The 17601-nt window shown below is 64.5% G+C and carries 20 protein-coding genes; 14 read left to right on the top strand and 6 right to left on the bottom strand.

The genetic code is table 11. The annotated features are described in order from the left end of the window. Positions 1–40: 40 nt before the first annotated feature. On the bottom strand, positions 41–802 hold the full coding sequence (locus tag MMG94_RS04060; RefSeq protein WP_016921110.1) for a class I SAM-dependent methyltransferase: 762 nt from the start codon (positions 800–802) through the stop codon (positions 41–43). 84 nt (positions 803–886) lie between these two features. Here MMG94_RS04060 and MMG94_RS04055 point away from each other — a divergent pair, with 84 nt between their 5' ends. The 3 genes from MMG94_RS04055 to MMG94_RS04045 all read left to right on the top strand — a co-directional run bounded on the left by MMG94_RS04055 (position 887) and on the right by MMG94_RS04045 (position 3912). After that, entirely contained in the window at positions 887–1708 is an 822-nt protein-coding gene (locus MMG94_RS04055; RefSeq protein ID WP_016921109.1) for a helix-turn-helix transcriptional regulator, read from the top strand. Positions 1709–1912: 204 nt separating this feature from the next. After that, a complete protein-coding gene (locus tag MMG94_RS04050) occupies positions 1913–3118 on the top strand; it encodes an MFS transporter (RefSeq protein ID WP_026016426.1) in 1206 nt (401 codons plus the stop codon). 29 nt (positions 3119–3147) lie between these two features. Beyond that, positions 3148–3912 (top strand): acetoacetate decarboxylase family protein, encoded by a 765-nt coding sequence (locus MMG94_RS04045; RefSeq protein WP_016921107.1) that lies wholly within the window; start codon positions 3148–3150, stop codon positions 3910–3912. Positions 3913–3948: 36 nt separating this feature from the next. Here MMG94_RS04045 and MMG94_RS04040 read toward each other — a convergent pair whose 3' ends face one another. Beyond that, on the bottom strand, positions 3949–4188 hold the full coding sequence (locus MMG94_RS04040; protein ID WP_016921106.1) for a hypothetical protein: 240 nt from the start codon (positions 4186–4188) through the stop codon (positions 3949–3951). A gap of 221 nt (positions 4189–4409) precedes the next feature. Here MMG94_RS04040 and metG point away from each other — a divergent pair, with 221 nt between their 5' ends. Next, positions 4410–5948, top strand: a complete 1539-nt coding sequence (gene metG, locus MMG94_RS04035) for a methionine--tRNA ligase (RefSeq protein WP_040579424.1) — start codon at positions 4410–4412, stop codon at positions 5946–5948. A gap of 11 nt (positions 5949–5959) precedes the next feature. On the opposite strand, the gene MMG94_RS04030 is transcribed toward metG, so the two are convergent. Then, positions 5960–6331, bottom strand: a complete 372-nt coding sequence (locus tag MMG94_RS04030; RefSeq protein ID WP_016921104.1) for a VOC family protein — start codon at positions 6329–6331, stop codon at positions 5960–5962. Positions 6332–6538: 207 nt separating this feature from the next. On the opposite strand from MMG94_RS04030, the gene MMG94_RS04025 reads away from it, so the two are divergent. The 10 genes from MMG94_RS04025 (at position 6539) to MMG94_RS03980 (ending at position 15073) form a co-directional block, all read left to right on the top strand. Beyond that, a complete protein-coding gene (locus MMG94_RS04025; RefSeq protein WP_040579423.1) occupies positions 6539–6829 on the top strand; it encodes a type II toxin-antitoxin system ParD family antitoxin in 291 nt (96 codons plus the stop codon). Beyond that, positions 6826–7326, top strand: a complete 501-nt coding sequence (locus MMG94_RS04020) for a hypothetical protein (RefSeq protein ID WP_154420035.1) — start codon at positions 6826–6828, stop codon at positions 7324–7326. Before MMG94_RS04025 ends, MMG94_RS04020 begins: the two co-directional genes overlap by 4 nt. 226 nt (positions 7327–7552) lie before the next feature. Further along, the gene (locus MMG94_RS04015) at positions 7553–9682 is read left to right on the top strand and encodes a putative bifunctional diguanylate cyclase/phosphodiesterase (protein WP_016921101.1); all 2130 of its coding nucleotides are present in this window, start codon (positions 7553–7555) and stop codon (positions 9680–9682) included. 138 nt (positions 9683–9820) lie between these two features. Beyond that, the gene (locus MMG94_RS04010; RefSeq protein WP_016921100.1) at positions 9821–10612 is read left to right on the top strand and encodes a TatD family hydrolase; all 792 of its coding nucleotides are present in this window, start codon (positions 9821–9823) and stop codon (positions 10610–10612) included. After that, positions 10609–11421: an MBL fold metallo-hydrolase gene (locus MMG94_RS04005; protein ID WP_016921099.1), complete on the top strand. Its 813-nt coding sequence runs from the start codon at positions 10609–10611 to the stop codon at positions 11419–11421. The genes MMG94_RS04010 and MMG94_RS04005 overlap by 4 nt, the downstream gene beginning before the upstream one ends. 269 nt (positions 11422–11690) lie before the next feature. After that, entirely contained in the window at positions 11691–11921 is a 231-nt protein-coding gene (locus MMG94_RS04000; RefSeq protein WP_016921098.1) for a hypothetical protein, read from the top strand. 61 nt (positions 11922–11982) lie between these two features. Continuing rightward, on the top strand, positions 11983–12309 hold the full coding sequence (locus tag MMG94_RS03995) for a hypothetical protein (protein ID WP_016921097.1): 327 nt from the start codon (positions 11983–11985) through the stop codon (positions 12307–12309). 340 nt (positions 12310–12649) lie between these two features. Continuing rightward, positions 12650–13327, top strand: coding sequence for a cold-shock protein (locus MMG94_RS03990; protein ID WP_026016424.1), 678 nt, complete (start codon positions 12650–12652; stop codon positions 13325–13327). A gap of 80 nt (positions 13328–13407) precedes the next feature. Next, positions 13408–14217 carry a nucleoside triphosphate pyrophosphohydrolase gene (mazG, locus tag MMG94_RS03985; RefSeq protein ID WP_040579421.1) on the top strand — a complete coding sequence of 270 codons (810 nt, stop codon included), beginning with the start codon at positions 13408–13410 and terminating at the stop codon, positions 14215–14217. A 292-nt stretch (positions 14218–14509) separates the two neighbouring features. Continuing rightward, positions 14510–15073: a cytochrome b gene (locus MMG94_RS03980; protein ID WP_026016422.1), complete on the top strand. Its 564-nt coding sequence runs from the start codon at positions 14510–14512 to the stop codon at positions 15071–15073. Here MMG94_RS03980 and MMG94_RS03975 read toward each other — a convergent pair. The 3 genes from MMG94_RS03975 to hfq are packed head-to-tail and all read right to left on the bottom strand — an operon-like array spanning position 15070 to position 17004. Next, positions 15070–15393, bottom strand: coding sequence for a DMT family transporter (locus tag MMG94_RS03975; protein ID WP_016921093.1), 324 nt, complete (start codon positions 15391–15393; stop codon positions 15070–15072). The genes MMG94_RS03980 and MMG94_RS03975 overlap by 4 nt on opposite strands. Before the next feature lies 1 nt (position 15394). Then, positions 15395–16735, bottom strand: coding sequence for a GTPase HflX (gene hflX, locus MMG94_RS03970; RefSeq protein WP_016921092.1), 1341 nt, complete (start codon positions 16733–16735; stop codon positions 15395–15397). A 5-nt stretch (positions 16736–16740) separates the two neighbouring features. Then, the gene (gene hfq, locus MMG94_RS03965) at positions 16741–17004 is read right to left on the bottom strand and encodes an RNA chaperone Hfq (protein ID WP_016921091.1); all 264 of its coding nucleotides are present in this window, start codon (positions 17002–17004) and stop codon (positions 16741–16743) included. Positions 17005–17601: the final 597 nt, after the last annotated feature.

Here is a 17601-nt window from a genome sequence, read left to right as displayed (position 1 = left end):
GGGAAGGGCAAGCGGCGACCACAGAGGCGTCGCCGCTTCTTCATTTCCTGGCCACCAGCATCAGCACGTCGATTGTGAAGGAGCCGTCCGGCTCGATCGCGAAATGGCCTGCGACCTCGGCGGTCGCGGCCGCCTGCAAGGCGCGGATCGCGCGGGCATTGTCCGCGGGCGTTCGCATGCGGGCCGTCCATGAGTCGAAGTCCAAACGAATCCGCCAGCTTCGCAGCGTTTCGATCGAAAGCGCGGCCCGAGAGAGCGCGGCGACCCATTCCGCAAGCGAATAATCCCGGACATGCGACGCGTCGCGGAGCAACTCGACCGCTTGCAGATGCGTATCGAGCTGCGCCTTTGCGGGCGCATAGACGTCGATGAACGCGGCGCGGCGCCCCGGGGCCAGGACGCGGTGCGCCTCGCGCAATCCCGCCTCGACGTCCCGCCAATGATGGACCGAATATCGGCTCGCCAGAAAGTCGAAATGCGCGTCGGGAAAGGGCAGGCGCTCCGCCAGGGCCTGCGCGGCGTCGATATTCGCCAGACCATTCGCGCGCGCCGTCGCGCGGATGGTCGCGAGCATCTCCTCCGACAGGTCCGCCGCCGTCACCCGAGTCGCATGGCGCGCCATCAGGTAGGAGACATGGCCGCCGCCGGCGCCGAGATCGAGCGCATGGACCGGATGCGCATCGCTGACGACGCCTTCCAGGGCGTCGAGATCGGGCCCGCGCGCATGCACGGCGCTGTCGACATAGGCTTTCGCGCGCGGCCCGAATTGGGCCTCGACAAGTTTCTCGTGGGCGTTCGTCATCGCTGTCCTCCCGCGTCGGAAAGGCAGTTTGCGCGGCCCTGAAACTGTTACAAGCCAGTAAATTATCCTATTATGACGCCTCCCATGCTCGATACGGATCAAAGGCGGCTTCTCGGAGACTTCATTCGCGGGCGACGGGAGCGGGCGCGGCCCGAGGCTCCCGGCGGTCGCCGGCGCACGCCCGGCCTGCGGCGGGAGGAGCTGGCGGCGCGCGCGGGCATCAGCGCGACCTGGTGCGCCTGGATCGAGCAGGGGCGGGAGGTTCAGGCCTCGCCCGAAGCCCTCGGCCGCATCGCCCGCGCGCTGTCGCTCTCCGCCGCCGAGCGCGCTTACCTCTTTGAACTCGCCGGCCGCATCGATCCCGAAACGCCGTCGAGCCCGATCGACTCCACGCCCCGCTCGCTGCGCGCCTTCGTCGGCGCCGCCGAGCATCCGGCCTACGCCCTCGACTGCTTCTGGAACGCCTGCTGCTGGAACGACACGGCGGCGGATCTCTTCGCCGGTTGGCTCGACGGCGAGCATCAGCGCAACCTTCTGCGTTTCGTATTTTGCGATGACGCGGCGCGGAGCCTCATTCCCGATTGGGAGGCGCGCGCGTTGCGGCTTCTCGCAGAGTTTCGCGCCGATTACGGACACATGTTCCGGGACGTCCGCGTCAAACGTTTCGTGGACGCGCTCCGCGACGAGAGCCCTCTCTTCGCGCGAGCCTGGGATGCGCAGGACGTCCTGCATCGCGAAGGCGGCCTGCGCGCTTTCGATCACCCGGTCTCGGGACGATTATGGTTCGAGCAGCATTCCTTCACGCCCGCCGACGCTCCCGCATACAGGCTGGTGCTGCTCGTGCCCGGAGACGACGACGGAGGCCTTGCTCATGGCGATCGAACTCTTGGCGATCGGAAAAAGTGAGCGTCGAGGCGAACGCAGCTTGTCCCACCGCCACGCCTTCATTCCCTAATGCCCGGCGGCGCTGGCGTTTGCATTGCTGCAAGGTTTTGAACCTACGAAAGAATCGCTTTGGATTTTTCCTCTCGCCAAGGCCATGCAATAAAACGCCGCGCGTGAACTTCGCGGCGCCGCCGTCGATGCGAAGCGCGCCACGGAACGACCGCCTTGTCCACAGCGCCCGCGCCGCACCGCCCATCCCCCTATCGCTGGGCCGTGCTCGCGCTCGCGACGCTCGCGCAGGTCGGCGGCTGCTTCCTCGTTCAGGGGCTTGGCGCCTTGGGGCCGGCTTTGCAGGCGGCGTTTGGTCTGGACGCGGCGCAGGTGGGTCTCGCAATGTCGGCGGCGCAAGGGTCGCTCATCGCCGGCCTGCTCGTCGCGGGCGCGCTGCTCGACCGTTTCAACGAACGTCTCATTGTCGGCATTGGCGCAAGCTTGGTCGCCGCGTCGCTTTTCGCTGCGGCGCGGGCGGAAAGCTATGGCGCGATGCTTTTCTGGCTCGTTGTCGCGAGCATTGGCTACTGCACCGTGCAGCCGGGCGGCGGAAAGGTCGTTTCCGCCTGGTTTCCGCCGGATACGCGCGGTTTCGCCATGGGCGTCAGGCAGGCCGGCCTGCCGCTTGGCGCATCGCTCGGCGCGCTGATCCTGCCCGTCGTCGCCGCGCGTCACGGCTGGCGCGCGGCCTTCGACCTCGGCGCTGTCGCGGCGCTCTCGAGCGGGCTGCTCTTCGCCTTCTTTTATCGTCAGCCGCCCGAGCAGCTTCCCCAACGCCGGCGCGGCTTTGGGCAATGGCGTGAACATCTGACGGAGGTCGCGCCGCGTCTCCCGCCGCTCCTTGGGCCGGGCGCGACGCTGGTCAGCGCGCAATTTGCGATCACGGTCTATCTGCCGCTCGACCTGCGCGACCGTTTCGGCATAGCTGTCGAAACAGGCGTGAAAATTCTCTTCGCCGCGCAATTCGCCGGGGCCGCCGCGCGCATGCTGCTCGCGGCGTGGAGCGATCGCAGCCCGCGCGGCCGCTTTTTCCCGCTTGCGATGAGCATGGTCGCGGTCGTGACAGGGATCGCCGCTTTTTTAAGCGCGCCCGGCGCGCCGCTTTGGGCGGTCGCGACCATATGCGTCTGGCTCGGCTTTTTCGGCTTTGGCTGGTACGGGCCATGGATTGCGCTCGTCGCCGAGGCTGCGCCGAAGAACGCCATCGGTTTCATGATCGGCCTCGCAATGGCGGTCAATCAGATCTTCGTCGTGCTCGCCCCGCCGGCCTTCGGCGCGCTGCGCGACGCGACGGGAACCTTCGCCTATGGCTGGGGGATCATCGCGTTCGCCGTCGCGCTCGTGCTGTTCGTCCAGATGCGCGCTAGCTTTCGACGCTGAGGGCCTCGCAGCAGCAGGAAAGGGCCGCCATGGTCGCGGAAATCCTGCGGCGCGCCGCCGTCAACCATATCGACCTGCCGAGCGGGCGGCGCGTCGGGCTTCCGGTTCTCTATCGGGACTGGACCGGAGTCATGGCGCATTTCCCCGCATCCGCGGCGCGCATGCGGCGTCTTCTGCCAAGCCGGAAGCTCAAGCCCGCGCTGATCGCGCCGGGGGTCGCCGTGCTTTCCATCGCCGCGATCGAATATCGGCGCGTCGACGGCCTCGCCGCTTATAACGAAGTCGCGGTGATGACGCCGGTTCTCCACCGGCCGGTCGTCAATTTCCCGGCGCTCCCGCTGCTGTTGCCGAACATGTTCCGCAGCCTCGGCTTTTTCGTCCTTCATATGCCCGTGACGACAGCCGACGCCTGCGAGCTCGGCAAGTTTTGGGGTTATCCGAAGCGGCTCGCCGAAATCCAGTTCGAGGAAATCGACAATCTCCGCCGCTGCCGGTTGCGTGCGGACGGCGTGGAGGCGCTGACGCTGGATGTCGAGCAAGCTCCCGCCAAGATCGAGCGCCGCTCCTTTCGCATCTATACGGTCAAGGACGGGCGCCTGTTTCGGCATCGGATCGAAACGGAAGGACTTTACGGCCTTTCGCGCCTTCCCGGCGGCGGCGCCCTCGCCTTGGGGGATCATCCGATGGCGCGGGAGCTCAGGGAGCTGGGCGTGGGCGACAGAGCGATCGCGCGCGTCTTTGCGAGCAATGTCGCGAGCTTGCTTCACGAAGCGGATCAGAGCTACGCGCTGTGAGCCGTTTTTCCAGCTGGAAGGGGGCTCCGAATCGCCCTAATCGGCGCTCGGCAACCGACGGATGACGAATTCAATGCGGCCGTCGTCGAGCTCGCGCCAGAACTCGATCTCCGTCATATAGGCGGCCTTGGGGTAGCGGTCGAACCATTCGCGCGCCTTCGCCCGCGCGTCGAGGCGGGGCAAAGTGAAGGTCTCGCGCCGCCAGCCTTCTGATTGCGCGCGGCTTTTTTCCGCGAGTTTACGCGCAATGTCTCTTGGCGCTCTCGATAGGCTCATTATTCGTGCTCCCGCAGATGCGAAAAAGATAACGCGCGACGGCCGGGAAGGGGAGTCGCGATTCGCGGAGTCCCGGCAGGGCCAGAGCCTTTATCCGGTCGGTTGTTTCGGAGAGATGAACGCCAACTCCGCCAGACCGGCTCGCCGAATGGCGAAGCCCGCGACTTCCCCGCGCTGCGAAAGAACGCTAGATCAGCGCCATGAGCGAGCGTCCCACCTACATGATCTCCACCGCCATTCCTTACGCGAATGGCGCGCCCCATATCGGCCACGCCTATGAGCGCATCGCCACCGACGCCTTTGCGCGCTGGAAGCGGCTCGACGGCTATGACGTGCTGTTCGTCACCGGCATGGACGAGCACGGCCAGAAGGTGCAGCGCACGGCGGAGAAGGAAGGGGTCACTCCCCAGCAATTCGTGGATGGCGTCGCCGCGCAATTCGCGCGCATGGGCGAGGCGCTCAACGCCCGGGCCGACGACATCGTCCGCACCACCCAGGAGCGCCACAAGGAGGCGGCGCTCGAAATGTGGCGGCGCATGGCGGCGAATGGCGACATCTACCTCTCCAAATACGCCGGCTGGTATTCGGTGCGCGACGAGGCCTATTACGCGGCGGACGAGCTGACCGAGCGCGAGGGCAAGAAATACGCGCCGACCGGCACGCCGGTGGAATGGGTGGAGGAGGAGAGCTGGTTCTTCAAGCTCTCGGCCTATGCCGAGAAGCTCCTCGCGCTCTACGAAGCGAACCCGAACTTCATCACGCCCGAGCATTACAGGAACGAGATCGTCGCCTTCGTGAAGCGCGGGCTCGACGATCTCTCGGTGTCGCGCACGACCTTCGACTGGGGCGTCAAGATCCCGCTGAGCCCGGAAACCAACGCCGACCATGTGATGTATGTCTGGGTCGACGCGCTGACGAATTACATCACCGCGACCGGCTGGCTGACCGGCGGCGAGAAGGCGCGCTACTGGCCCGCCGACGCACATGTAATCGGCAAGGACATCACCCGCTTCCACGCCATCTACTGGCCGGCCTTCCTGATGTCGGCCGGCGCGCCGCTGCCAAGGCAGATCGTGGTGCACGGCTTTCTCTTCTCGAAAGGCGAGAAGATGTCGAAATCGCTCGGCAATGTCGTCGGGCCGCAAGAATTGATCGATCGCTACGGCGTCGACCAGATGCGCTATTTCTTCCTGCGCGAAGTGCCTTTCGGACAGGACGGCAATTATTCGCATGAGGCGATCGTCATGCGCATGAACGCCGACCTCGCCAACGACCTCGGCAATCTGGCGCAGCGCTCGCTTTCCATGATCGCCAAGAATTGCGGCGGCGTCGTGCCGAAGAAGGGCGAGCTGACCGGCGCCGACAGGGACATTCTCGCGCAGGCTTTGGGCGCGCTGGAGAAGGCGCGCGCGGCGATGGACGCCTATCAGCCCCATCATGCGCTCGCGGAGATTTTCCGCGTCGTGGCGGATGCTAACCGCTATTTCGCGGGCGAAGAGCCCTGGGCGAAAAAGAAGACCGACCCCGCGCGCATGGAGACGATCCTCCATGTGACGGCCGAGACGCTGCGCCGTCTCGTGATCCCGTTGCAGCCGTTCATGCCGGAGGCGGCGGGGAAATTTCTGGACTCACTTGGCGTCGGCCCGGACGAGCGGGATTTCGCCCATGCGGGGGAGGCGAATGCGCTGCAGGAAGGCGCGCCTTTGCCGCCGCCGGCGCCGGTGTTTCCTCGCTATGTGGAGGCGGAGGAGGGAGCGTAGACCCCCTTCCGTTACTGCGGGACAGTCATCAATTCCAGCACATGCCCGTCGGGGCTTCTGAAATAGACGCCGCGCCCGCCATTCCAGTGGTTGAGCTTGCCGTCCTCGAAATTGCCCGGCGCGCTGCCGAATTTCATGCCGCTCGCCTGCACCCGGCCGAAAATGTCGTCGAACTCGACGTCGCTGACATGGAAGGCGTAATGGCTAGGCGGGAAGTTCCGCTCATCGTCGAAGAGCAGCGTCAGCGTGTCGTTGACCTTCACCGGCGCGAAATGCGTGGCGGCTGTCTCGTCGAAGGGCAGCCCGAAGATCCCGGCGAACCAGCGCGCGGCGTCCCGCTTGTTCTTCGCCGCCACAATTATGTGGTTGAGCACGATCGTCATTTGCAGGCCCTTTGCGCCGGTTGACCGTCACATGGCGCCGGAAGCGACCGGGTCACGGGCTTAGCAATTGGTCCGCAGGGCGGCTCTTCCGAGGGAAAGTGAATTCTGGCGGACCTGTCGCTTGTCGCGCGACGCCGTCTCGAAGGATTGGAGACGCCTCCCCATATGGCATAATATGCCAATCGACCTTTCGCCATGGGAGCCCTCATGCCGACCCGCAATGTCGTCCTTACCGAACAGCAGGAAAAGCTCATCGACGCCCTCGTGAAAAGCGGCAGGTATCAGAATGCAAGCGAAGTCTTGCGCGAAGGGTTGCGCATGGTCGCGCGTCGCGAAAGCGAGGACGCCGCCAAACTGGACGTTCTGCGCGCTGCGGCGAAACTGGGATCAGACGCGTTCGAGCGCGGCGCTTATGAGGAATTCGAGGATGCGAGCGCACTTGCCGAGCATCTTGACCGCCTGGCCGAGGGACTCATGGCTCGGGCGAGCAAGAAATGACTGAAGCGCCATGGCGCGTCAGGCTCGGTGAGGAGGATGGACCTGGAACGCCATATTCCTCCCCCATGATGCGAAATGACGGCAGGACTGACATGGTCGCAGCGTTGCGTTTCGCCCTTCGCCTTGCTCTCGCGCTCGCTTCGTCGGGAATGGTCGCGACGGGTCCCGCAGAGAGCGACCCCGCCCGCTCGGCGCCGGCCCCGCGGAGCTATGACGGCGTCTGGACCATCGACGCGTCGACTTCCAGCTTCTTTTGCCCCGTCAAGAGCAAGCGGATAACGGCGGTGGTGCAGGGCGGTCAGGTGACGAAGCTCACGGGGCTCCCGGCGTCCGCCTCCGGGCATATCGGCCCCGACGGCGCCGTTTCCTTCATCCTGAAGCTTCTCGGCGTCACCGCCACGGTCAGCGGAAAAATGAACGCTGGAAGCGGAGCGGGCGACTGGTCCTCCAACAGCATTCTCTGCACGCGGGGCGACTGGCGCGCCGCAATGAATTAAATCGTGTCTACGTAAGGAGATTTTCAGCTCTGGCCGTGACTGTTTCACCGGCAAGCGCAGACGCGCAAAATGGCAAGGCGCCAAAATCCTGCGCGGACGCTGCCGAAGAAAAGCGCAAAGAAACACATGGTTAGCTCTGTTTGCGTCGCAATTGTCAATTTCCGGGGTTTTGATGTTCATTTAACCGCGTCCAGATGAGGATGGCTCCGATCCTGGAGAAAAATCGATGGACGCGACAACCACATACGCTACTCGAGCGCTCTACTTCGGCAAGTCGCTCCTTTCCTCCCTGCAGCGGCTCGACCGGTTCGGGCGGACGGTAAAGCTCGTGAAAGGATCGCGACGCGCGCGCAACTGGGCGCGGGCGGCGGAGCGCAAGGGCGACCTCCTGCGCGCGGCGATGGATGAACTTCCCGAAGGCGTCGTCCTGCTCGACCCCGACGGACGCTACATTCACTGGAACCGCAGTTACGCCGAGATCTATGCTCGCAGCGCCGATCTTTTCAGAATCGGCGTGCGAATGGTCGACACCTTGCGGGAAGGGGTGGCGCGCGGCGACTATCCGGAAGCGTTCGGACGTGAGGCGGAATGGGTGGAGGAGCGTATGCGCCGCCTCGCCAATCCCGGACAAAGGCACGAGCAGCAGCTCGCCAATGGCCGCTGGATCATGATCGACGAGCGGCGCCTGCCGAACGACTGCACGATCGGCCTGCGCATCGACATCACCGAAATGAAGGCGCGCGAGGACTCGTTTCGATTGCTGTTCGAGAGCAATCCCATTCCGATGTTCGTCCTCGACGAGAAAACCCATCGCATCGTCGCCGTCAACGACGCGACGATCGCTCATTACGGCTATCCGGGCGACGCGCTCAAAGGAATGAGTTTCGAAGACATCGCCGCCTCAGGCCAGGTCAGTTTCGACGCGCCGGAAAAACCCGACATGCATTTTCGGGCGGACGGGGCGAAGATCGACGTGCTGATCTATTGGCGCAAATTCGTTTACGAAGGAAAAGCCGCCGTGCTCGTCGCGGCCGTCGACACGACCGAGCGCAACCGGGCCGAGGCGCGCATCGCCTTCATGGCGCGGCACGATCCGCTGACTAATCTGCCGAACCGCGCCGCCTTCCGCGAATGCCTGGAATGCGCGCTGTCGGCCGGAGCGGAATTGGCCGTCTTCCTCGTCGATCTCGACTACTTCAAGCAGGTCAACGATACGCTGGGCCATTCCGTGGGCGACCGCGTCCTCCAGGCGGCGTCGCTGCGCCTGCTGGAAGCCGCCGGGCATCAGGATGTCGTCACACGGCTCGGCGGCGACGAATTTGCAATTCTGCGCCGCGGTTGCGCCGACCAGGAGTCGATCGCGCGATATTCCGACGGCTTGCTTCAGAACCTTTACCGGCCCTTCGACATAGACGGACATACGATCGTCATCGGCGCCAGCGTGGGCGTCGCCTGCGCCCCGCGCGACTCGCATTGTCCGGAAGCGTTGCTGCGGCAAGCCGATCTGGCGCTATACGCGTCCAAAAACGCGGGCAGGGGCGTTTGCTCCGTTTTCGAGCCGGCGCTGGATCAGGCCGCGAGAGACCGCGCGATTCTCGATAGCGAGCTTCGCTGCGCGGTCGCCCGGCGGGAGTTCGTCGTCCACTACCAGCCGATCGTTGATTTGCGCAGCGGCGCGGTGCGCACGATGGAGGCGCTCGTGCGCTGGCGTCATCCGACGCGGGGTCTCGTTCCGCCGGGCGAATTCATCCCCTTCGCCGAGCAATCGCTGCTCATTTCCCAGATTGGCGAATTTGTGCTCGAACAGGCCTGCGCGGACGCTGCGGCGTGGCCGCGCGACGTCAAGGTGGCGGTCAATGTCTCGCCCTTGCAGTTCCGTCAATCCAACATGTTCGCGACTGTGGCGCGAATCCTGGAGCGCACGGGACTTGCGCCGGGCAGGCTCGAAATCGAAATTACGGAGTCGCTGCTGATGGAGCGCGCCGAAGCGACGCTCGCGACGTTGCAAGCGCTGCGCGCGCTCGGCGTCTCCATCTCGCTGGACGACTTCGGGACTGGGTTTTCGTCGCTGACCTATCTGCGCAGCTTCCCGTTCGACAAGATCAAGATCGATCGCGCATTCACGCAGGCGATCGGCGCGGATCCGGCCTCTCACGCCATTATCGATACGATCGTGGCGCTCGGCTCGCGGCTCGGCATGCGCGTGACGGCGGAGGGCGTCGAGAACGCGACGCAAATGCGCTATCTCGCGGACATAGGCTGTAATGAAGGGCAGGGATATTATTTCTCCCATGGGCGGCCGGCGGACGAACTGGACGAACTGCTTGACGCCGGGAAGGGCCGGATCGCGGCATGATCGGCGCGGCGCGTTGATAGCCGACGGGGCGCATGCCATAAGCGGCCAACGCACCTGATTGTCGTCAAAAGCCGCTGGTTAGCCGGGGTCGGCGAACCGCAAGGCGACGGTCTCCGCTTCCGTTTCTGGACCGCAACGATGCTCATCGACACCCATTGCCATCTCGACTTCCCGGATTTCGCGCCCGAACAGGCGGAGATCGTCGCCCGCGCCAAGGCGCGCGGCGTCGGCAGAATGATCACCATCTCCACCCATCTTTCGCGCTTCGACCGCGTGAAGGCGGTGGCGGAAGCCTATCCGGACGTGTTCTGCACCGTCGGCACCCACCCGCATCATTCGCATGAAGAAGCCGAGCCGACGGTCGAGCAACTCGTGACGCTGTCGCAGCACCCCAAATGCGTGGGACTCGGCGAGGCGGGGCTCGACTATCATTACGACCGCGCGCCGCGCGAGGTGTCGCAACGTGTCTTCCGCACGCATATCTCCGCCGCGCGCGAGACCGGTCTGCCGCTCGTCATCCATACGCGCGACGCCGACGATGATTGCGCCGCGATCCTGCGCGAGGAAATGGGGAAGGGCGCCTTCCCGGCCCTGCTCCATTGCTTCACCTCGAGCCGCGAGCTCGCCGAAACCGCGATCGAGCTCGGGCTCTACATTTCTTTCTCCGGCGTCGTGACCTTCAAGAACTCGGCGGATCTGCGCGAGACCGCCAAGGCCGTTCCGCTCGAGAAGATGCTGGTCGAGACCGACGCGCCTTTCCTTGCGCCCGTCCCGCATCGCGGCAAGCGCAACGAGCCGGCCTATGTCGTCGACACAGCGAGGCTGCTTGCGGAGATCAAGGGCGTCTCGGAGGCCGAGCTCGCCCGCGTCACGACCGGGAACGCGCTGCGGCTCTTCTCCAAGATGCCGCCTCTGGAGCAAGCGGCTTGACGCTGACCGTCACGATACTGGGCTGCGCGTCGTCGGGCGGCGTGCCGCGGGTCGGGCAGGGCTGGGGCAGGTGCAATCCCGAAAACCCGAAGAACCGCCGCCGCCGCTGCTCGATCCTCGTGGCGCAAGGCGATCACGAGGCCGTGGCGACGCAGGCGCTGGTCGATACCGGGCCTGATCTGCGCGAGCAACTCATCGCCGCCGACGTGAAGCGGCTCGACGCCGTGCTCTACACGCATCCGCACGCCGACCACACCCACGGAATAGACGATCTGCGCGGCCTCGTGATCCAGAACGGCCGGCGCATCCCGGCCTATATGGACGAGCCGACCTCGCGCGAGGTCACGCAGAAATTCGGCTATATCTTCGTCACGCCCCCGGGCAGCTACTATCCGCCGCTGATGACCGAGCGCCGGCTGCACCCCGGACGGCCCGTGACGATCGACGGCCCCGGCGGTGCGCTCGAGGCGACGCCTTTCCGGCTCGACCATGGCGATATGGACGCGCTGGGCTTCCGCTTCGGCAATCTGGCCTATACGCCGGACCTCAACGCCATCCCGCCGGAGAGTTCGCGATTTCTGGAGGGCCTCGACCTCTGGATCATCGATGCGCTGCGCTGGCAGCGCCACGGCACGCATCTATCCGTCGAACAGGCGCTGGCCTTCATCGATCTCTATCGCCCCAAGCGCGCCGTTCTGACCGACCTGCATGTCGATCTCGATTACGACGCGCTCGCCGCGGTGCTGCCGGCCAATGTCGAGCCGGCCTATGACGGGCTGCAGATCGAACTGCAAGACCGGCGCGATTAGCGGCGAATTTTCCATAATTTGAAAAAATCGGCGCCCGGGTCCGGCCAAGGTGGTAGGTTCCGGACTGTCCGCGCAAATGCGTCGGCGGATATTTCCGTCGGCGCGCATATTAACCCGTCCCTCCTGCCGGGATGGCGTTTTTGGTTCCATAATATCGATTATGCGAATCATGAATATAGGAAGTCGCGCCTATGAGCGCTCGGCCTTTTTCAGCGCCGCTTGCCGATATTAGGTAACTTAGGTAAGTTACCTACTCTCGGAGCGCGCCCATGAAACAATTTTCCTTTTCCGACATGAATCGCCTGAGCGGCGAAATTCTCGAAAACGCCCTCAGCGAACCCGTCGCCTTGACCAAATACGGCCGGGAACGTCTCATCATCCTGTCGGCCGACCGCTACCGCCAGCTCGTCGGACGCCCTCAACCCGCCTTCACGCTCGAAGGCGCGCCCGACAACGTTCACGACGAGCTGATGCGCGGCCTCGACGCCATAATCGATTAAGGCCGGCGACGTTCTTCGCTACGGCTATCTGTGGGCTCGCCAAGCTGACGCCGGCGAGGAAATGGGCCGCAAATCGCGGCCGGTCTGTGTCGTCGTCCGGACGGCGACAACGCCGGCGCGCCTGTTTCTCCTTCCCGTCACCTCGCAAAATCCGGGCGCCGACCGCCCACACCTTGCGACCAGCGAAATCGAGTGCCGGCGCGGCGGGCTTGACTTTCCTTCTTATCTGATTTTCGACGAATATAATTTCGTTCAGGGCGACGAAGCCTATGACTTGGAATCTCCGAAGCCAATCGGCTCGTTCAGCCCCGCCTACCTTCGCAAAATCGCGATCCAACTCAAAGAAATTTCGGCGCAGATTCGCATTCGCGCCGTCGCGCGGCGCTAATTCGTCGCCGTCGGGGCGAACCCTCGCCATCATCGCGCCTTATTGCGCCCGGCTTGCACGAAAAGCCTTGAAAAGCAAGGCGGGACGCGTGCGTCTCGACGCTTCCGGCTGAGCCGGACCATGGCGTTTCTTGGGTTTTTTCGATGGACCCACGAAAAATTCTGGCCAGTTCGGCCCGATATCTGCTAAAACCTACGCCGCGCGGGACTATATGGCATTCAAACTGGCAACATCCCATCGTTTCGGACGGACGCATTTTTCGCGCCCGAGCGATGTCGCATGGGCGCACGCGTTTGGCATAAAAGTCTTGCCGTTTTTGGCGGAGACGAGCAGGTAAGAGATGAGCAAAGGTAGAGATTTCCGGGGACCCCGCAAGCGTGGGTTCGATGATGACGGCCCGTTCGGCTATGACGCCCCGCGGCCCGGTCGGGCCCCGAGGTCGCCGTTCGGCGGCGGCGGTTTCCCGGACTCGGCGCCCCCGATAATGGGCAACGAGCCCGCCGTCGACGCCATTGTGAAGTGGTTCAAGCCGGATAAAGGCTTCGGCTTCGTCGAGCTCGCCAACGGCACGGGCGACGCCTTCCTTCATATCGGAGCCGTGCAGGCGGCGGGATATGAGAGCTTGCCGCCGGGCGCGAAGCTGCAGGTCGTTGTGACCAGCTCCGTGAAGGGCCAGCAGGTTCAGCGCATTCTCGACGTGGATCTCGCCGGCGCCGCCGAACGCGCTCCTCCGCCCCCGCGCGGCGACTTTGGCGGCGGTGGCGGCGGCGGTCCCCGTCCGCGCCGTCAGGCCCCCGATCCCTCGACCGCCGTGCCGGTTTCCGGCAAGGTGAAGTGGTTCGACGAGACCAAGGGCTTCGGCTTCGTCCAGTCGAATGATGGCGGAAAGGACGTTTTCGTCCACATCTCGATCCTCGGCCCGTCGGGCGTGCAGCGCCTTCTCGAAGGTCAGCCGGTGACCATGCAGGTCGTGGACACCGCCAAGGGCCGCGAGGCGCTGTCCATCACGCTGGATTAATCGAGCAGCGATATACGATCCGAACGCCGCGTTTCCATCAGGGAGCGCGGCGTTTCCTTTTGCAGGAAGGGCCATCGCCCATGTCAGGCGACACAGCGCGTCTCTTAGAAATCATGGCGGCCCTGCGCACGCCCGGCACGGGTTGCCCATGGGACCTTGAGCAGGATTTTCGCTCCATCGCGCCTTACACGATCGAAGAAGCCTATGAGGTCGTCGAGGCGATCGAAATCGGCGAGCTCGGCGATCTGAAGGACGAACTCGGCGACCTTCTGCTGCAGGTGGTCTTTCACGCGCGCATGGCCGAAGAGCAGGGCGCCTTCGCCTTCCCCGACGTCGTCGCCGCGATCTGCGACAAGCTCATCCGCCGACATCCGCATGTTTTCGGCGACGGCGGAGCCAAGACCCCCGACGGCGTGACGGCGCAGTGGAGTGAGATCAAGGCGGCCGAGAAAGCCGCCAAGGGAGTCCCTGCTCCCGCGAGCCTGCTCGCCGGAGTCCCGCTTGCCCTGCCCGCTTTGACCCGCGCGGTGAAGCTTCAGCAGAAGGCGTCGACAGTCGGTTTCGACTGGAACGACGCCCTTCATGTGATGGGCAAGATTCGAGAGGAAACGGATGAGGTCGCGGCCGAGCTGGCGGCCGGCCAGATCGACGCGAAGGCGCTGGAGGAAGAGATTGGCGACCTTCTTTTCGTCGTCTCCAATCTCGCGCGGCACGCCAAGGTCGATCCCGAACAGGCGTTGCGCGGCGCCAACGCCAAATTCGAGCGGCGCTTTCGCCATATTGAGCGCCGGTTGAAGGAGATGGGCTCATCGCCCGAGGCCGCCCCGCTCGACGAGATGGAGGCGCTGTGGTCGGAAGCGAAACGGCTGGAAAAGAACAAAGAGGACTGACCTTGCGAGCCAAGGGCGATCGGATGAAGGTTTCCTCATCCTGAGGAGTGAGCGAAGCTCGCGTCTCGAAGGACGAGGAAACCCTTCATTTCCCGAAATCTGGAGCTCGCCCTCGTGCTTTGAGACGCCGCCTGCGGCGGCTCAGCATGAGGGCGAGGTTGGTCGTCCTTCACCTGATTGCCCTGCCTTGCGAGCCGTTTCCGCTTCGCGACTCGACTGACGCCGCGACGCCTCGTCGCCTTGATTGGAATGTCGCGCCGCGCCATTCTCCACGCGCCCCATGGAGACCGTCATGTCCGACGCTTCCACCGCCGCGCTCCGCTATAGTCCGCCGGCGCAGGCCTTCCACTGGCTGACGGTCCTTTTCGTCGCCGCGGCCTGGACGCTCGGCGTCCTTGGCGATGACCTTCCGAAGGGCTCGATCCGTCATATGGGCGAGTTCGTCCATGTCATCCTCGGCGAAATGGTCGCGCTGCTGCTCCTGCTGCGCGTCGTCTGGCGCTTCGTGACCCCTGCCCCCGCTTTGGAGACGACACGTTTCGGCGCGCCAGCCCTGCTCGCGACCAGACTTGTTCACCTCGCTCTTTACGCCCTGCTGGTCGCTGTCCCGGTCGTCGGAGTCGTGACGCTTTTCCATGGCGGCGAGCCGCTCTCGCTCTTCGGCGTCGTCGACATCCCCTCGCCCTGGCCCCGGAACCGCGAGCTCAAGCATTACTCCAAGGAAATCCACGAGCTGCTGGCGCACGCGCTCGTCCTGCTCGCGGTCTTGCACGCATCCGCCGCGCTGGCGCATCACTATGTGATGAAGGACCGCGCGCTGAAGCGGATGCTGCCGGCCTTCCTCGGCGCGGATTAGCGCGCGCCGCTTCCGAATTTCAGGATCACGACGCCCGCGCCGATCAGCAGAATGCCCGCGATTTCCACCGCGCCCATAGCTTGCCGGTAAAATACCCAGCCAGCGACGGAGATCAGGGCGAGGCCGACTCCGGACCAGATGGCGTAGGCCACGCCGAGCGGAATCGCTTCCAGCGTCAGCGACAGGAAATAGAAGGCGGAGATATAGCCCGCAATGACCAGAGCCGAGGGCAGCGGGTTGCGAAAGCCCTGCGCGGCGGGCAGGGCCGAAGAGCCCGCGACCTCGGACACGATCGCGATGGCGAGATAAAGCCAGTGCACTTTATTGGCTCCGCGCGGCGGCGTATCGGCGCATGACCTCGTCGACGCGCTCTGGCGCGACGCGGACAAGAAGACGGGAGCGTCCGTCATCCGCCGTCTCGCGCGACAGCACCTCGGCATGGGCGTGAAGCCAGGCAAGCCCCTGCCCGTCTTCCGGCGGCAGCTCCAATGCGAGGGTCGTCCGGCTCTCCGCCAGAACATTCTCGATCCGCGTCAGGAGATCGTCGAGCCCCTCGCCCGTCAGGGCCGAGACGAGCGCCGGCCGACGCCGAAGATCGTAGCCGCGCGCCGCGACGCGCATCGATTCCAGCCGCTCGGCGTCGAGGCAGTCGACCTTGTTCCAAACTTCGATGATCCGGCCCTCGGCCTCGCCCTTGAGACCCAGTTCCTCCAGAATCGCCTCGACGTCGCGCGCCTGCGCCTCGGAATCCTCATGCGAGACGTCTCTGACATGCAGAATGACGTCCGCCAGCGTCACCTCCTCTAGCGTGGCGCGGAAGGCGGAAACGAGCATGGTGGGCAGGTCGGAGATGAAGCCGACCGTGTCGGAGAGCAGCACGCGCGCGCCATGCGGCAGGCGGATCTGGCGCAAGGTCGGATCGAGCGTCGCGAAAAGCATATCCTGCGCGAGGACCTCAGCCTTCGTCAGGCGATTGAAAAGCGTCGACTTTCCGGCGTTGGTGTAGCCCACGAGCGCGACCACCGGGTAAGGAACCTCGCGCCGCGTCTTGCGGTGCAGGCCGCGCGTGCGCTTGACCTTGTCGAGGTCGTGCTCGATGCGGCGCATCCGTTCTTCAATGAGGCGACGGTCAGTCTCGATCTGGGTTTCGCCGGGGCCGCCGAGAAAGCCGAAGCCGCCCCGCTGGCGCTCGAGATGGGTCCAGGAGCGGACGAGCCGGGATTTCTGATAAGCGAGATGGGCGAGCTCCACCTGAAGCGCGCCCTCCTTCGTTCTGGCGCGCTGCCCGAAAATCTCGAGAATGAGCCCCGTGCGGTCGATGACCTTGGCGCCCCAGGCTTTTTCCAGGTTCCGCTGCTGCACCGGGGAGAGCTGGCAATCCATGCTGACAAGGCCGGCTTCCGCCGCCTTGACGGTCTCGCCGATCTCCTCGACCTTCCCCTTGCCGAGATAGGTCGCGGGCCGAACATCGTTCAGCGCAACCGGCACCTCGCCGACAATGTCGAGATCGATCGCCTGGGCCAGGCCTACGGCCTCAGCCAGCCGCGCTCCGGGATCGCGTGAAAGCGACGCCGGGCCCTTGGAAGGATAAGGCCCAACCACAATCGCGCGCGTCCGGTCGTCGCCGAGCGCGCGTTCTTCTCCTGCAAGTTCGTCGTTCAATCCGCTTACCGCTGCTTCTCCGCCGGCCCCTCGTCCTCGCCAGGCTCGAACATCTGGATCGGATGCCCCGGCATGATCGTCGATATGGCGTGCTTATAGACGAGTTGCGAGTGGCCGTCCCGACGCAGAAGCAGGCAGAAATTGTCGAACCAGGTAACGATGCCCTGCAGCTTCACGCCGTTGACGAGGAAGATCGTAAGCGGAACTTTGTTTTTCCTGACGAAATTGAGAAATGTATCCTGTAGATTTTGCGAACGCTCCGACGACATCGGCTGTCCTGTTCTTTTTTCTGATTGAGCCGAGCGGTTTGAGCCGCCCCCCGCGGTTATGTTTTTTGATTGGCCGCCGCAAGGCGACATTAGAACCCTTCGACTGTCCGAGCGCAAGGCGGAAGTCGTGGAGGAGGCGAGTTTGCGTCTCCCGACTGGCTGCGGCTGATAAGAAATTTTCGATCGGTAGCGTAGCCAATAAGATCGGACGGATGCCGCCAGGCGAGATCCAAACGGCGCAACCCTGCAGTGAATTATCAAAATCCAATCAGGGCTTTGAGCGCATGTCTCGCCCCGGCTCCGGCGGGGGCGGGGCATGCTCGCGTCGAGCAGCGCCGTCAGGCGATTGGAGGATGAGGACGCTGTTCCGTGCGTCGGCGATGTGAGGCATGGGCGCGTTAAAGCGCTTCATCCTCTTGCTGAAGGTGCGATCCAGGCGGTGCGATCAGCCGGATGCCGAACTGCCGGCAGGCCGGCTTTTTACGCGTGACGCGAGCGGCGTGAACGACTCCCTCCAGACCGGTCGCCCAAGACAGCGAGGCGCGGCCCGGAGATAGCGCACGCCGCGCCGGCCCGGGACGCCAGCGCTATCTGACC

The sequence above is a fragment of the Methylocystis parvus OBBP genome (assembly GCF_027571405.1).
GTDB classification, from domain to species: Bacteria; Pseudomonadota; Alphaproteobacteria; order Rhizobiales; family Beijerinckiaceae; genus Methylocystis; species Methylocystis parva.
This window is presented reverse-complemented; position numbering and strand designations above follow the sequence as displayed.

Excerpts from the sequence above, each read along its gene's own strand:
- MMG94_RS04060 (WP_016921110.1), bottom strand. The coding sequence starts at position 802 with ATGACGAACGCCCACGAGAAACTTGTCGAGGCCCAATTCGGGCCGCGC.
- MMG94_RS04055 (WP_016921109.1), top strand. The coding sequence starts at position 887 with ATGCTCGATACGGATCAAAGGCGGCTTCTCGGAGACTTCATTCGCGGG.
- MMG94_RS04045 (WP_016921107.1), top strand. The coding sequence starts at position 3,148 with ATGGTCGCGGAAATCCTGCGGCGCGCCGCCGTCAACCATATCGACCTG.
- MMG94_RS04040 (WP_016921106.1), bottom strand. The coding sequence starts at position 4,188 with ATGAGCCTATCGAGAGCGCCAAGAGACATTGCGCGTAAACTCGCGGAA.
- metG (WP_040579424.1), top strand. The coding sequence starts at position 4,410 with ATGATCTCCACCGCCATTCCTTACGCGAATGGCGCGCCCCATATCGGC.
- MMG94_RS04030 (WP_016921104.1), bottom strand. The coding sequence starts at position 6,331 with ATGACGATCGTGCTCAACCACATAATTGTGGCGGCGAAGAACAAGCGG.
- MMG94_RS04025 (WP_040579423.1), top strand. The coding sequence starts at position 6,539 with ATGCCGACCCGCAATGTCGTCCTTACCGAACAGCAGGAAAAGCTCATC.
- MMG94_RS04020 (WP_154420035.1), top strand. The coding sequence starts at position 6,826 with ATGACTGAAGCGCCATGGCGCGTCAGGCTCGGTGAGGAGGATGGACCT.
- MMG94_RS04015 (WP_016921101.1), top strand. The coding sequence starts at position 7,553 with ATGGACGCGACAACCACATACGCTACTCGAGCGCTCTACTTCGGCAAG.
- MMG94_RS04010 (WP_016921100.1), top strand. The coding sequence starts at position 9,821 with ATGCTCATCGACACCCATTGCCATCTCGACTTCCCGGATTTCGCGCCC.
- MMG94_RS04000 (WP_016921098.1), top strand. The coding sequence starts at position 11,691 with ATGAAACAATTTTCCTTTTCCGACATGAATCGCCTGAGCGGCGAAATT.
- MMG94_RS03995 (WP_016921097.1), top strand. The coding sequence starts at position 11,983 with ATGGGCCGCAAATCGCGGCCGGTCTGTGTCGTCGTCCGGACGGCGACA.
- MMG94_RS03990 (WP_026016424.1), top strand. The coding sequence starts at position 12,650 with ATGAGCAAAGGTAGAGATTTCCGGGGACCCCGCAAGCGTGGGTTCGAT.
- mazG (WP_040579421.1), top strand. The coding sequence starts at position 13,408 with ATGTCAGGCGACACAGCGCGTCTCTTAGAAATCATGGCGGCCCTGCGC.
- MMG94_RS03980 (WP_026016422.1), top strand. The coding sequence starts at position 14,510 with ATGTCCGACGCTTCCACCGCCGCGCTCCGCTATAGTCCGCCGGCGCAG.
- hfq (WP_016921091.1), bottom strand. The coding sequence starts at position 17,004 with ATGTCGTCGGAGCGTTCGCAAAATCTACAGGATACATTTCTCAATTTC.